This window comes from uncultured Chitinophaga sp., from assembly GCF_902168175.1.
Classification (GTDB): Bacteria; Bacteroidota; Bacteroidia; order Chitinophagales; family Chitinophagaceae; genus Chitinophaga.
The window spans coordinates 434,429-449,813 of sequence record NZ_CABHOU010000095.1 but is presented as its reverse complement, the minus strand read 5'-3'; the positions used below and the strand labels follow the sequence as shown (position 1 = coordinate 449,813).

The following is a 15,385-nucleotide window of genomic DNA, read 5'->3' as shown; positions in this document are numbered from 1 at the left end:
ATTATATTGAGCTATTGAAAACAGCCGGACAAAAATAAGGAAAAGGAGATAAGAAATAGGGGGAAATTTAGCGTTTCTCCTCCCTGTCGGCGTCCAACTGGTCGTTACTGGCTTTCAGCTTATCACGCCAGTTTTTATCCTTAAACACCTCCATTTGGCGCATTTCCTTGGCATCCTGGAGGAATTCGGAGGCGAAAATGAAGTCATTCAGGCGCTTATCCTTGCTAAAAATGATTTCTTCATTATTGCCTTCCCACTGCTTTTTGCCCTCGAACATGTAAACGATATGGTCGCCGCTTTCCATTACGGTGTTCATATCGTGGGTGTTCATCACCGTGGTGATATTATATTCTACGGTCAGTTCCTTAATGAGTTTATCTATTACCAGGGATGTTTGGGGGTCCAGGCCGGAGTTAGGTTCGTCGCAAAACAGGTATTTGGGGTTAAGTACGATAGCCCGGGCAATACCCACCCTCTTTTTCATACCACCGCTTATTTCGGCAGGAAACTTTTTCCCCGCTTCATTCAGGTTTACACGGTCGAGTACTTCCTGCACACGCTTCTTTTTATCACGCAGACGCTCGCTGCTGAACATATCGAGCGGGAACATCACGTTCTGCTCCACTGTCATACTATCAAACAGGGCCGAACCCTGGAACAGCATGCCTATTTCTTTACGGATCTCTTTGCGCTGGTGGTTATCCATAGCGGTAAAGTCTTGCCCGCTATACAATACTTTGCCGCTATCCACCTCTATCAGCCCCACTATACACTTCATCAGCACGGTTTTGCCGCTCCCGCTGGACCCGATGATCAGGTTTATCTTACCGGCTGCCATGGTGGCTGTAACATCCTTCAGGATCTCCTTATCACCAAAACCTTTCTTTATGTTGAGCAATTCTATCATTCTCGTCGGTATTTTTTATAGCAATATAGCGGTGAGGGCATAATCGGCGAACAGGATCAATACGCAGCTAACTACCACTGCGGTAGTGCCGGCCTTACCTATTTCCAGGGCGCCGCCCTGTACATTGTAGCCGTAATAAGCGGGTACGCTCGATATTATGAAGGCAAAAGTGACAGATTTACTGAGGGCGAAAAACACGTTGTAGGCCTTGAACTCCTGGCGCAAACCCTGTGTAAATTCTTCGCTGGAGATAATGCCAGCCAACTGACCGGCCATTTTACCACCCCATATTCCCAGGAAGCCGGCAATCATTACCAGGCAGGGAATGGTGAGCAGGGCAGCAAGGATTTTAGGCGCCAGCAGGTAACCTTTGGTATTGATACCCATGATTTCCTGTGCGTCTATTTGTTCGGATACCCGCATGTTGCCCAGCTCCGAAGCGATCTTGGAACCAACCACACCGGCGAGGATAACGCAGGTAAGCGTGGGTGCAAATTCAAGTATGATAGTATCCCTAACCACCTGTGCGATGGTAGCCTTGGGAATGATGGGACTTACCAACTGGTAAGCCGTTTGGAGCGTGGTTACGCCCCCCATAAAAAGGGAGATAATAAATACGATGCCTGTGGACCCAACACCTATGTCATTACATTGCTGCATGAACTCTTTCCAATACATCCGTATGTTCTCGGGCTTCGTAAACATGCCTTTCAGCATCAGCACATACTTACCAAAATGGTAGAAAAACTTAAACTCCATAACTGTTCAAAGATAGGGAAAACGGGTTTAGTAATATGTTACCGGCACAAGTATTACCGGGAAATCTCGCCCCATCGGCAAATACGCCCAAGTATCGGGCCATGTTATTTTAGCGTAAACTTTTTACCAACAGGCGTTTCAGGCTCCGCTCGATAATCTCGCCCATCGTACGGCATTTGGCAAAAACCGGATCTTCGTAGTGCAGCGCCAGTTCCTCGCCCAACTGCTGTATCTTCTCGGGCAGGGATACACGGTCGGTCATGATCACATCCCTCAAATCCTTAATGCGGTGCCGCTGTACCTTCAGGCGGCGGGCAATCAGCGACCTTTCTTCCTGCTGATACTGTTTCACGGTTTCGGCGTTCAGGTGTTGCATAGCCAGTTCCACGAATACCCGGTTCTCTTTAAAGAACTGCGGCATGTATAAGGTCTTTTTGCCCTCGTAAAACTGTTGGTCAAAGTCGATGGCGCGTATGCGGAACTGTACATCGTCGAAGTCAGGGGTAATATCAAACACGAAGTTATACGACCGCATATCGCCCAGCAGGCGGACGAAACAGCGTTCATTAAACTTCACGAACTCTTTGGCTATACGTTTAGGGTTGAACTCAGGCAAACCCAGGTACCCTGATATGAACTGGTCGCCGGGCACGCCAGCTATATGTTCTTCGATCAGGGTATTTCCGTCTACGAGAAAACTCATCCAGTAAGGCGACAGGATATGCTCCAGTTCGAGGCCGTAGATGCGGGAAGCATCGGCTACTTTAACGTAGAAGTAATCGTATACCTCGTTATAATTGTTCACCACCTTTACGCGAAAAGGATGCGAGTTACCGAAGGTGCAGTAATCGATACGTTCGATATGCAGGTGTTCTTCCGCATCCTGGTCGCCTCCCGCTTTAAAGATGGAATAGATACGTTTGAGGCCGGCATGCAGTTGCCCCACCATATTCTGCGGGTACACCACGGTTTCCCACAATGTATCTTTCCCCTGCTTATCATATAACGGGAACCCGTACTCGTAGTACTTCAGTTCCTCATACGATACAGGCAGTTTAATTTCCCTTTCATACAGCTTCAGGTATTTCCTGAAAGCGGGTGTAAGCGGGAAGAATATCTTTTTACGTGTGATTTCCTGCATACCGGGAAATTACGAAACGTTTGGGAAATGGGGAGAGAGGGTTTGGGAGGAATTGTGTGTACGCCAATGTTTTAATCATCGTGGGCGCTGTACACACCTCAAATCTTGAGCAGCAAAAGCACGTTTAAGAGCCGGCACAACTCCATGAAACTGAATAAACGTTTTTGGTGTATATACCGGAAACAAAAATCCCCCGGCCAATCAGCCAGGGGATTTCATCTATCAAACTTCTTTATTTTTTCTTCTTCTTTCCTTTCTCTTCCTCCACCACATTGCTGCAACACTTCGTCTGCGCATCTACTACCGCAATCAGCACCACGTTTACGATTTGCCGTACGGTACTGCCCAGTTGCAAAATGTGTACAGGCTTCTTCATACCCAGCAGAACAGGCCCGATAGAGTCGAAACCGGCCACTTCCTGTAACAGGTTGTAAGCTACGTTACCAGCAGTAAGGTTGGGGAAGATGAGGGTGTTGGTGTCACCTTCTATCAGTTCGGAGAACGGATAGTTATCTTTCAGTATCTCCTTGTTGAAGGCCATGGCCGCCTGTATCTCACCATCTACACACAGCGAAGGGTCCTTCTGCTTTACCAGCTCTCTCGCCTTGCTCACTAACTGCGCCTCCGGTGTTTGGCTGGACCCGAAGTTGGAGTAAGATACCATCGCAATCCTTGGTGTGATGTTGAACTGGCGGACCTCTTTGGCCACCATATGTGTAATCTCCGCCAGCTCTTCTGCCGTTGGATTAAAGTTCACCGTAGTATCAGCCAGGAACAACGGGCCACGTTTGGTATTGATGATATACATACCTGCCACACGTTTCACGCCTTCTTCCATACCAATCACCTGCAACGCCGGACGGATCGTATCGGGGTACTTCCTGGTAAGACCTGAAATCAGCGCGTCTGCATCGCCGGTTTCCACCATCATACAGCCAAAATAGTTACGCTCGCGCATGATCTTTTTGGCTTCATAGAGGTTAAAACCCTTACGCTGGCGTTTTTTGAAGAATAACTCGCCATAGTAGTGGCGTTTATCGTGCATTTCATCGCTCTTCGGATCAATGATCTCAATATCTTCGATATCGATACCATTTTCGGCGGCCAGCGCCCGGATTTTCTTTTCGTTACCCAGCAGTATCGGGAAGGCAATGCCTTCGTCGTTTACCACCTGCGCCGCTTTCAGGATCTTTAAGTTGTCGGCCTCGGCAAATACCACACGACGTGGGTCTTTACGGGCTTTGGTACCAATCACGCGGAACAGTTGGTTATCCAGACCCAGGCGTTTATTCAGTACTTCTTTATACGCTTCCCAATCGGTGATCGGGGCGGTAGCTACACCACTTTCCATTGCAGCTTTGGCCACAGCCGGAGCAACAGTGCTCAGCAGGCGCGGATCAAGCGGTTTGGGAATAATATAGTTGGAACCAAATACAATATTACGTTCGTTGTAAGCCAGGTTCACGATATCGGGCACTGGCGACTTGGTGAGTTCAGCCAATGCGCGGACTGCGGCCAGTTTCATCTCCTCGTTAATCTGTGTGGCGCGCACATCCAGCGCACCGCGGAAGATGTAAGGGAAACCCAGTACGTTGTTTACCTGGTTAGGATAGTCGGACCGGCCTGTAGCCATGATAATATCGGGACGGGCAGCGATAGCAGTTTCGTACGGAATTTCGGGATCAGGATTGGCCATCGCGAACACGATCGGGTGTTTACCCATTACCTTCACCATCTCTGCCGTTACCACATTGCCTACGGAGAGCCCTACAAATACGTCAGCGCCTTTCAGTGCCTCGGTAAGATTGGTGGCTTTGGAGGAAGTGGCAAATACCAGCTTCATGGCATCGAGGTCGGTACGGGCTTTATTAAGCACCCCATCCTTATCGAACATAATGAAGTTCTCCGGTTTGGCGCCAAGGGCCACATACAGCTTTACACAAGCCATAGCCGCGGCTCCGGCACCATTGATCACGAACTTTGCTTTCTCTATTTTCTTTTTAACGAGTTCCAGTGCATTCAGCAGGGCAGCCGAGGAAATAATGGCCGTACCGTGCTGGTCGTCGTGCATAATGGGGATTTTCAGCTCCTTACGCAGGCGCTCTTCGATCGCAAAGCACTCCGGACTTTTAATATCTTCCAGGTTAATTCCACCGAAAGTGGGCTCCAGCGCTTTTACCACCTGCACAAACTCGTCTACGTTTCGGGAGTTCAGCTCGATGTCAAACACGTCAATATCAGCGAAGATCTTGAACAGCACGCCCTTACCCTCCATTACGGGTTTACTCGCTTCGGGGCCAATATCACCCAGGCCAAGTACTGCTGTTCCGTTACTGATCACCGCAACCAGGTTACCTTTGGCAGTGTATTTGTACACATTCTCCACATCTGCATGAATCTCTTTACAGGGTTCTGCTACGCCGGGAGAGTAAGCGAGCGAAAGGTCCCATTGTGTTTTGGTGTTTTTAGTAGGAATGACTTCGATCTTTCCTGGCTTCCCCATAGCGTGGTAATCCAGCGCATCCTGCTTGTTTAGTTTTCTTGCCATAAATTCCTAATTGGGCGTGCAATATACGAAGTCTGGCACAACCGGCTTCTAGAACGTTCGTGCAGGTTCGTAATATTTACTACTTTTACATAATTAACTAATTGGAGATAATGATACAACGTATACAAAGCCTTTATCTTTTGCTGGCTGCCGGAGCAGGCGCTGCAACCTGGTTTTACAACCTTTGGAAAGCAACTATCAATGCGGCGGGCAGCCCCACGGTGGTTTATTTTAATGCACAGTCCAGCTACCTTGTATTCATAGTTTATATGGTAATAGTCGCGCTGGCCCTACTCTGCATATTTCTGTACAAGAACCGCAAACTGCAGTTCAGGCTCACTGTGTTAAACATCTTCCTGTCCGCGGGTGCTATTGTTCTTCAGTATTTCAAGGTACAGGAAACCGCCAATAAAATCGAAACGACCACACCGATCATTACTTCTTCCTATTTACCGTCAGCTTTCCTGCCGGTGCTCATGCTGATATTCCTGGTATTGGCAGCACGAGGTATTTACAAAGATGAGAAATTGATTAAGTCCCTGGATAGGTTGAGGTAAGAAATGTTAACGATTGGGTAAAATATGTTAAAATCCCGGCCAGCAGGCCGGGATTTTTTATGCGGAGAAGGATACATCGAGTGTTTTGGGGACGAAAGGGCGCTGAACTTTTCGTATTTCTTCGTTTAACTCCAGGTCACGAAGTTGTTGTTTATGCACCAGCCGGCACCAGTAATCCGCTGGTATAGTTTTATTGGAATGTATCTCCAGCCTGACCATCACATACTTCGGCGGATGTTGTTTTTGGTTGATGAGTCGACTTAGTAAGGTACTGCTGATACCAATATGACCAGCAAAGTCGGCATCCGCGATATTGAGAATCGAAATGTATTCCTTTAGAAAATAGCTGAATGAATAAAATTTATCACGATGATTATTTTCAATATAATCTGCTATCCTGAATCTGAACTGCAATAACCTTGATATAAGCCTGTCCCTGTCTGTCATGTTAGCTTGAGATATGCGCCGTACCTCCCTTAACTGTTCCGCTGCTTCCTTTTGCTGCTCGTCTGTTAAACGTACCGCAATAAAATTATCAATGTCTTGTTTCGTTCGCCGTCTATGATTCTTCAACTTTGCCATGAATGTAATTTTAATATTAAATCACTTCATAAATTAGTTGACATTTCCCGTAAAAGCGAGGTCTGGACACGATTTCCACTCCTCATTATGCTCATCATCCCACACTGAAAAATCAGGAATTACAACTAATGTATAGGGCCAAATTTAAAACCTCATTTGCAACTAAATCCCTCAATAAAAAAGCGCCGGTGTATACACCGACGCTCTCAAATATTTACAATCATCTTACAAAAACTTGCCCGTATAACTCCCCTTTACTTTCTTCAACCCATCAGGCACACCTTCATACAAAAGTGTACCACCACCTTCACCACCTTCAGGCCCTAAGTCTATCACCCAGTCTGCCGATTTAATCACGTCCAGGTTGTGTTCGATCACCAGCACGGAATGCCCCTGATCGATCAACGCATTAAATGAGGCCAGCAATTTTTTGATGTCATGGAAGTGAAGTCCTGTAGTTGGCTCATCGAAGATGAACAGGATGTGCCCCTGCGCCTTGCCCTTACCCAGGAACGATGCGAGCTTCACACGTTGTGCCTCGCCACCACTAAGGGTATCGGACGACTGCCCCAATTTCACGTAACCTAATCCCACATCGCTTAACGGGCGTATTCTGCCTACTACGTCTTTCTCATCTTTAAAGAAATCAATGGCATCGTCCACGCCCATTTCGAGTATATCGAAAATATTCTTCCCTTTGTAAGTTACTTCCAGCACTTCTTCCTTAAAACGTTTGCCACCACAGCTTTCGCATTGCAGGTGTACGTCGGCCAGGAACTGCATTTCTACAATTACTTCACCTTCACCTTTACAGGCATCACAACGGCCGCCATCTACGTTAAAAGAGAAATGTTTGGGCTGAAAACCGCGCATCTTACTCAGCGGCTGTTTGGAAAACAGGTCGCGGATCTCATCGTATGCTTTGATGTAGGTTACCGGGTTGGAGCGGGATGATTTACCGATCGGGTTCTGATCAATCATCTCCACCTGGGTAATATCATCGAGGTTACCGGTAATGTTGCGGTGCTGACCAACCCTGTCGGTAAACTCGCCCTTCATTTTCATGAGTGCGGGATACAGTATTTGCTTTACCAGCGTGGTTTTACCAGAACCGCTCACACCACTCACCACACACATTACACCTAATGGGAACTTCACATCTATGTTCTTCAGGTTGTGCTGCCGCGCACCTTCTACCGATATCGATTTTTTCCATTTACGTACCTGTGCGGGCGGTTCAATACGAAGCGCGCCGCTCATATAACGGCCGGTAAGACTTTTAGGATCTTTCAGTATTTCGTCATGCGTACCGGCAAATATCACTTCACCGCCCAAATGGCTGGCCAGCGGGCCCATATCGATAATATAATCGGCTTCGGCCATCAGTTGTTCATCGTGTTCTACCACCACTACGGTGTTGCCAAGGTCGCGCAGTTCTTTTAATACGCGGATCAGGCGATGAGTATCGCGGGCATGCAAACCAATACTGGGCTCGTCGAGTATATACAGCGAATTGGTAAGGTTACTGCCAAGCGTACGCGTTAATTGTATACGCTGACTTTCGCCACCACTCAGGGTGTTTGCTACACGGTTCAGGGTCAGATACCCCAAACCTACGTCCAGCAAAGTTTTTATGCGATGGTTCACTTCAAACAGGATACGTTTTGATACCTGTTGCTCGTATTCATTCAGTTCAATGCCATCAAACCACTCTTTCAGATTACCCACCGGCATATCTACCAGTTTCGCAATATCGCTGCCGCCTACTTTTACATAGAGGGCTTCTTTACGTAAACGGGCACCGTTGCAGGTCGGACAAATTGTACGGCCCCGGTAACGGGCTTGCAGTACACGGTATTGCACCTTGTACAGGTTTTGCTCCACCATTTTAAAGAACTCGTGAAGCCCGTAGAAATGTTCATTACCGGTCCACAACAACTGGTATTGTTCATCGGTGAGGTCGGCAATGGGCTTATGAACGGGGAAGTTAAATTTACGCGCCACTTTGATCAGCGCTTCTTTATACTCGCCCATCTTCTCTCCACGCCATGGCGCTATTGCATTTTCAAACACACTCAGGCGTTTGTCTGGCATAACCAGGTCGGCATCGATACCCAACACCTGTCCAAAACCCTCGCAGGTAGGGCAGGCACCATATGGATTATTAAAAGAGAATAAGTTTGGAACAGGTTCTTCGAACTGCAGGCCGTCCAGCTCATAACGGTTGGAGAAATGCGGCTGCATTTTACCGTCTACTTCCAGATGGCATTCCCCTTCACTTTCGTAAAAGGCCGTTTGCACACTGTCCGCAATACGGTGTTTCTCATCTTCGTCGAACTCACGCACTACGATACGGTCGATGAGTACATGCGCATCTTTGGGTACTGCCGGTTTCTTTTCTTCCATCAGTTCTTCGATACGCTGTAAGGTGCCGCCGCTTTTGCCGGGCAGGTACAGGCGCGAAAAACCTTTCTGCATCAGGATATTCAACTCCTCCGCCACCTCCCTTTTTGCATGATGCGGAAACGGAACAGTAATGAGCACCTTACTGCCTTCCTTCAGTTTGCTGATGAAGTCCACCACGTCGGCCACCTCGTGCTTTTTCACCAGGTTACCGGAAACGGGACTGTATGTTTTACCTGCTCTTGCAAACAGCAGGCGGAGGTAATCGTAAATTTCGGTCATGGAACCTACGGTGGAGCGTGGTGTACGCGTTATCACCTTTTGTTCGATAGCGATGGCCGGGCAGATCCCTTTAATATAATCTACGTCCGGTTTGTTCATTCGCATGAGGAACTGTCGCGCGTAGGCACTAAGGCTTTCTGCATAACGGCGCTGGCCTTCCGCATAAAGGGTATCCATGGTCAGGGAGGACTTGCCGGAGCCCGACACGCCTGTTACTACCACCAGCTTATTGCGGGGTATGGAAACGGTCACATTTTTAAGGTTATGCACCCTCGCACCCTTGATAAAAATATGGTCCTGCGGACTAACTACCTCATCTTCAATTAATTGCTCCTGGGTCTTAACTTTTGTACGCATAGAACTACAAATGTAAGGATTGTTACGCTGCGGAAATACGTCCCTCTTGTCACTTTTTTTATCCCGATAAGTCGCAGCTTACGGCCGAACCTGCTTAATATTTCGACCGGCGGCGACTTTACGGTATAAGGTAATTTTACAGTTGAACTTAACGGGGGAACATCATTCAGCCGCCGTTGTGTCACACCCTTCAACTGCCGTAATGCTGATGAACAATGGTAATTTAATATAGATTTGTACCAGATTAGCACGATATAGACACGATATTGGTGTAGGATTGCTGTAGAATAAGTGTAGGATAAGTGTAGGATTACTGTAGGATAAGCTTAGGATGACATACGGCAAGTATAAGGTATGTATAAGACTAGCAGAAGGCTTGTTACATTCTAAAATAGGTTTACACCCAAGCGAGATAATCCGGACTAAGGTTTACACCACTGTTTGTTAATCCGGATTAAGGTTTACAGACTACTAACAGACAACTGCAAAAGCAAACCGGCTAACCTGCTTAAACCCGGTATTAATTTATCGCCGGGAGCAGTTCCTGTGGTTGAAGGGAGTGACACAACGGCGGCTGAAAAAGAGCTGAAGCTGGCTCCTCAATTATTATCCCCAGCCCTCTGTAGTGGGCGCTTATGATATGTTTGTGTCATTTTTAGGGTGGGGTGTCCAATTTTGATAGTGGTCACTTGTTTTATTCAACAATTCCTTTATATTTGCATTGACCGTAATCTATTCTTTTGTCCTGTAACGGTCTTTTTTAAACCTAAAACTGTACGATTATAGCATAAACTCTACTCTCGATTTTTAAACACCTACAGACTGTTACTGGTCCTGTACTATTTAATTAACCGCTATTGGTAGAATGTTTATGCAAGTAATGTACAAACTCAACGACGAACAACTCATCACTCTGTTCAAAAAAGGGCACTCCTCCGCCCTTGAGGAACTGGTTTACAGGCACAAAGACAAGCTTTATACCTCTATCGTACTGCTCGTTAAGGATTCATTTCTGGCAGAAGACATCTTCCAGGATACTTTCATTAAAGTAATCGACACGATCCGTGCCGGCCGCTATACCGAGAAAGGAAAATTTCTTCCCTGGGCCATGCGTATTGCACACAACCTTTGTGTAGACCATTTCAGGAAAATCAAACGTACGCCGCTTATCAAAACCAGTGATGACAAGGATATTTTCAATGTGCTGAGCTTTTCTGAGTCCAGTGCCGAAGAAAAAATGATCACCCGCCAGAGCCACGACAGTGTGCGCAAAATGCTGGACATGTTGCCTGAGGAGCAACGTGAAGTGATTATCCTGCGCCACTATGCGGAGTTGAGTTTCAAAGAGATCGCTGACCTCACGCAAGTGAGCATAAATACTGCGTTAGGCCGTATGAGATATGGCCTGATAAACCTCCGGAAGATGATGACGGAGAAACACATTTGTTTGTAAAACCCATTTTTGCTTGCCATCAACGGGCGGCCTGATGTAAGTCGGACCGCTCGTTATTTTTTATACCTTCTCAAACACCATGGCAGCCCCCTGGCCCACACCCACACACATCGTAGCCAGTCCGAGTTTCGCCCCCTGATGTCTTTTCATTTCATGCAATAACGTAGTTACGATCCTGGCCCCGCTGCATCCCAACGGATGACCGATAGCGATAGAACCGCCATTCAGGTTGATTTTAGTCCTGTCGAGCTGCAGATCATGGATGCAGGCAAGCGCCTGTGCGGCAAAAGCCTCATTCAACTCGATGATATCCAGATCGTTAACACCAATACCGGCACGCTTTAACGCCTTTTGCGTGGCAGGCACCGGGCCAATACCCATAATGGCAGGGTCTACACCCGCTACCGCCATCGATTTGATGCGGGCAAGGGGGGTGAGGTTGAATTGTTTAAGCGCCTCTTCCGATACGATGAGCACAGCGGAAGACCCATCGTTAATCCCTGCGGAGTTACCTGCAGTTACAGAACCATCTTTTATAAAAGCCGGTTTAAGGCCCGCGAGTTTTTCCAGGGATGTATCCCGTGGTGGCTCGTCCTGGCTGAATATCACCTGGTCTTGTTTATTGGGAGTGATGGTAACCGGGATAATTTCATCGGCCCACTTACCGGCCTGCAGCGCAGCTTTATACTTCTGCTGGCTGCCGAACGCCAACTCATCCTGTGCTTCGCGGGAAATATTCCATTGGCGGGCAACATTCTCGGCGGTTTCGCCCATGGAGTAAGGGTGGTACATGGCAGCGAGTTTCTTATTGGTAAACCGCCAACCAATGGTAGAGTCGTGCACTTCCGTTTGGCGACTGAATGCGCCTTCAGATTTAGCCATCACAAATGGTGCGCGGGTCATACTTTCTACGCCGCCTGCCATGTATACGTCGCCTTCGCCACACATAACGGCACGGGAGGCATCCATGATTGCCTGGAGGCCTGAGGCGCAGAGGCGGTTTACCGTATTACCGGCCACGGTTACGGGAAAACCCGCCAGTAATGCGGCCATACGGGCCACATCACGGTTATCTTCACCTGCCTGGTTGGTGGCGCCAGCGATGACGTCTTCAATAGCCGCGGGGTCGAGGCCGGGGTTCCTGAGGGTGAGCGATTTAAGCATCAGGGCCAGGAGATCATCTGGCCTGATAGTGCTGAGCGCACCGCCGTAACGGCCTATCGGCGAACGTACGGCATCAACGATGTATGCAGCTTTTCGTAACATGGCATTAAAGGTAGTATTTCCGGTCAAATCCTGATCAAACTGACTAACTTTCTATAAATCAGCCGTTTACTTAAAGCAGTATTAATTCAACATTACATTTGTATTAACAGGCTCTTGACCGCTTTTTCCTTTTTTAGAAGTACCTTTGCAGCGAAATGAGGAAGCAAAACATACGCGAGCTGAGCCTGCAGCAGTTACAGGAATACTTCGTAAAGATTAACGAGAAACCATTCAGGGCCAAACAGGTGTATGAGTGGTTATGGCTCAGGCATGTCACGGATTTTGAGTCTATGACTAACATTTCCAAGCAGTTACGTACTTCTCTGGAAGAGCATTTCGACTTACCTGCGGTAACGATCGACATGACCCAGAAGAGTAAAGACGGAACGATTAAAACCCGTTTCAAACTGCATGATAATCACCTGGTGGAAGGTGTGCTTATCCCTACCGAAAGCCGCCAAACCGCCTGCGTATCGTCCCAGGTTGGTTGCAGCCTTAGCTGTAAGTTCTGCGCCACGGGTTTCATGAAATTGAAAAGAAACCTCGACTTCGACGAAATCTACGACGAGGTAGCGCTTCTTAACAAACAATCCATCGAATCATCCGGCAAGAAACTCACCAATATCGTGTATATGGGTATGGGCGAGCCTTTGCTGAACTATAAAAACGTACTCAAATCGATCGAGCGCATTACGTCTACCGAAGGTTTGGCCATGTCGCCACGCCGTATTACGGTATCTACGGCGGGTGTAGCTAAGATGATCAAGCAACTGGGCGACGACCAGGTGCGTTTTAACCTGGCATTATCGCTGCATGCGCCTAATGACAAGAAGCGTAGCGAGATCATGCCGATCAACGAAACCAATAATCTCAAAAACCTGATGGAAGCATTGAATTACTTCTACAAGGCAACCGAGAACGACATCAGTTTCGAATACATCCTGTTCAAAAACTTCAACGATTCGCTGAAAGATGCGGACGAGCTGATCAAATTATACCGGCAGGTGCCAGTGAGCCTCGTAAACATTATCGAATACAACCCGATTGATGACGCGAAGTTCCAGAAGCCATCCCCGGAGGCCACCGAGCAGTTTATGCAATACCTTGGTAAAAACCGTGTGAATGCGCGCCTGCGCAGAAGCCGCGGTAAAGATATTGACGCTGCCTGCGGCCAGCTGGCCAACAAGGATACGCACGCGCACCTTGAGGAAAGCGAAAACGCATAAAATTAAATACTGCAGGAATGCAGCATGCTAAACATACAACATGAAGAAAAACAAACCAGGCAATTCCAGAAGCACCGGAAAGGGCTTTTCACCGTTTAAAGAAGGCAAGTCGGACAGCCGCAAACCAGATGCCGCCAGGCCGTTTGCACGTTTCGAAAAGAAACCAAAAGAGCAATCCGACGACGCAGGTGAAGCCCCGTTCAAACGTAAATCGTTTGGTGACGGTGAAAAATCTGATAAAAAGCCTTTTGGCGAACGCAAACCTTTCGATAGAAAAGGATCCGGCGAACGCAGGTCCTTCGGCGACAAGGACAAATCTGACCGTAAACCTTACGGAAAGAAAAGCTTCGGAGATAAAGATGACCGCAAACCTTACGGCGACCGCGACAAAAAGCCTTTCGAAAAGAAAAGCTTTGGCGACAGGGACGATCGTAAACCTTATGGTGACCGCGAAAAAAAGCCTTTCGAAAAGAAAAGTTTCGGCGATCGTGAAGACCGTAAACCTTACGGAGACCGCGAAAAAAAGCCTTTCGAAAAGAAAAGCTTCGGCGATCGTGAAGACCGTAAACCTTACGGCGACCGTGAAAAGAAACCTTTCGAAAAGAAAAGCTTTGGCGATCGTGAAGAGCGCAAACCTTACGGAGACCGTGAAAAGAAGCCTTTCGAAAAGAAAAGCTTTGGCGATCGTGAAGAGCGCAAACCTTACGGAGACCGCGAAAAGAAGCCTTTCGAAAAGAAAAGCTTTGGCGATCGTGAAGACCGTAAACCTTACGGAGACCGCGAAAAGAAGCCTTTCGAAAAGAAAAGCTTCGGCGATAAAGATAATTCCGACCGCAAAGGCCGTAAGAAAGACGAGGAGAAACCTAAGTCTTTCTTTGGCGACATATGGGCAAGCGACAAACCTAAACGTGAAGACCTTCGCGAACAGATGCCCGACTTCTCTAAACACATCGATGACGACTGGACGGACGAAGCGCCTTACGAAAAGGAAGGTGCTGAAACCGAAAAAGGCCGCAGGCCCGAAGGCAAAGAAACCCGTGGTAATTTAACCCGTAAGAAAAGGACCGAAAAGTTCCTGGCTGATAAGGACAAAAAGCCCGGTCGTAAACGTATAGAGGTTAGAGATAAAAATGCCACTAAAGAAGCCACCGACGAAATGCCGTTGAACAAGTACCTGGCCCATAGCGGCCTGTGTTCGCGCAGGAAAGCGGTAGATTATATCAAGGATGGTAAAGTAACCGTAAACGGCGTACAGGTGCTGGAACCCGCCACCAAAGTAACACCGAAGGACCTGGTGAAACTGAACGATAAAAAGCTCACGATCTCCAAAAACCTGGTGTACGTACTGTTAAACAAACCTAAAGGTTACATCACTACCACCGACGATCCTGAAGGCCGCCAGACTGTAATGGAACTGGTTGCCGATGCTACAGACGAACGCGTGTTCCCTGTTGGCCGCCTGGACCGCAACACATCAGGACTGCTGCTGCTTACCAACGATGGTGACCTGGCGCAGAAACTGGCGCATCCTAAACACAATATCAAAAAGATATACCACGTAGGTCTCGACAAACCGCTGACCAAAGCAGATTTCGAGAAAATACTGGCAGGTGTGGAACTGGAAGATGGCGTTACGCTGGTAGACGCTTTGGGCTATGTTGACAGTAAAGACAAATCAGAAATCGGCATCGAAATCCACAGCGGTAAAAACCGTATCGTTCGCCGTATTTTCGAACACCTCGAGTACAAAGTCGAAAAGCTGGACCGTGTGATGTACGCCGGTCTTACCAAAAAGAACGTGAACCGTGGCAGATGGCGCTTCCTCACAGAAAAGGAAGTTATATTGCTGAAACACTTTAAATAATACCAAAATAGTCCCGGCAAAACCGGGACTGTTTTTTCTC

At 47.7% G+C, this 15,385-nt stretch carries 11 protein-coding genes; 4 read left to right on the top strand and 7 right to left on the bottom strand.

Going from position 1 to position 15,385, the window contains the following annotated elements; all coding sequences use genetic code 11:
- Nucleotides 1-67: 67 nt before the first annotated feature.
- The 4 genes from QZT80_RS23145 to QZT80_RS23130 all read right to left on the bottom strand — a co-directional run bounded on the left by QZT80_RS23145 (nucleotide 68) and on the right by QZT80_RS23130 (nucleotide 5,355).
- Nucleotides 68-907, bottom strand: coding sequence for an ABC transporter ATP-binding protein (locus QZT80_RS23145; RefSeq protein WP_295127956.1), 840 nt, complete (start codon nucleotides 905-907; stop codon nucleotides 68-70).
- 15 nt (nucleotides 908-922) lie between these two features.
- A complete protein-coding gene (locus QZT80_RS23140) occupies nucleotides 923-1,666 on the bottom strand; it encodes an ABC transporter permease (RefSeq protein WP_295127952.1) in 744 nt (247 codons plus the stop codon).
- 109 nt (nucleotides 1,667-1,775) lie between these two features.
- Nucleotides 1,776-2,807: a hypothetical protein gene (locus QZT80_RS23135; protein WP_295127949.1), complete on the bottom strand. Its 1,032-nt coding sequence runs from the start codon at nucleotides 2,805-2,807 to the stop codon at nucleotides 1,776-1,778.
- A 232-nt stretch (nucleotides 2,808-3,039) separates the two neighbouring features.
- The gene (locus QZT80_RS23130) at nucleotides 3,040-5,355 is read right to left on the bottom strand and encodes an NADP-dependent malic enzyme (protein WP_295127946.1); all 2,316 of its coding nucleotides are present in this window, start codon (nucleotides 5,353-5,355) and stop codon (nucleotides 3,040-3,042) included.
- 110 nt (nucleotides 5,356-5,465) lie between these two features.
- Between QZT80_RS23130 and QZT80_RS23125 the strand changes: the two genes are divergently transcribed.
- Nucleotides 5,466-5,912 carry a DUF4293 domain-containing protein gene (locus tag QZT80_RS23125; protein WP_295127943.1) on the top strand — a complete coding sequence of 149 codons (447 nt, stop codon included), beginning with the start codon at nucleotides 5,466-5,468 and terminating at the stop codon, nucleotides 5,910-5,912.
- Between the two features lie 57 nt (nucleotides 5,913-5,969).
- On the opposite strand, the gene QZT80_RS23120 is transcribed toward QZT80_RS23125, so the two are convergent.
- Together QZT80_RS23120 and uvrA are read right to left on the bottom strand one after the other, a co-directional pair.
- Nucleotides 5,970-6,494 carry a hypothetical protein gene (locus tag QZT80_RS23120; RefSeq protein ID WP_295127940.1) on the bottom strand — a complete coding sequence of 175 codons (525 nt, stop codon included), beginning with the start codon at nucleotides 6,492-6,494 and terminating at the stop codon, nucleotides 5,970-5,972.
- A gap of 225 nt (nucleotides 6,495-6,719) precedes the next feature.
- Entirely contained in the window at nucleotides 6,720-9,536 is a 2,817-nt protein-coding gene (uvrA, locus tag QZT80_RS23115) for an excinuclease ABC subunit UvrA (protein ID WP_295127937.1), read from the bottom strand.
- A gap of 871 nt (nucleotides 9,537-10,407) precedes the next feature.
- On the opposite strand from uvrA, the gene QZT80_RS23110 reads away from it, so the two are divergent.
- Nucleotides 10,408-10,989, top strand: a complete 582-nt coding sequence (locus tag QZT80_RS23110) for a sigma-70 family RNA polymerase sigma factor (RefSeq protein ID WP_295128114.1) — start codon at nucleotides 10,408-10,410, stop codon at nucleotides 10,987-10,989.
- A 60-nt stretch (nucleotides 10,990-11,049) separates the two neighbouring features.
- Here the strand turns inward: QZT80_RS23110 and QZT80_RS23105 are convergent, their stop codons facing one another.
- Nucleotides 11,050-12,255, bottom strand: coding sequence for an acetyl-CoA C-acyltransferase (locus QZT80_RS23105; protein ID WP_295127934.1), 1,206 nt, complete (start codon nucleotides 12,253-12,255; stop codon nucleotides 11,050-11,052).
- A 155-nt stretch (nucleotides 12,256-12,410) separates the two neighbouring features.
- Between QZT80_RS23105 and rlmN the strand changes: the two genes are divergently transcribed.
- On the top strand, nucleotides 12,411-13,481 hold the full coding sequence (gene rlmN, locus QZT80_RS23100; protein ID WP_295127931.1) for a 23S rRNA (adenine(2503)-C(2))-methyltransferase RlmN: 1,071 nt from the start codon (nucleotides 12,411-12,413) through the stop codon (nucleotides 13,479-13,481).
- 40 nt (nucleotides 13,482-13,521) lie between these two features.
- Entirely contained in the window at nucleotides 13,522-15,345 is a 1,824-nt protein-coding gene (locus QZT80_RS23095) for a pseudouridine synthase (RefSeq protein ID WP_295127928.1), read from the top strand.
- The last annotated feature ends 40 nt before the right edge of the window (nucleotides 15,346-15,385 follow it).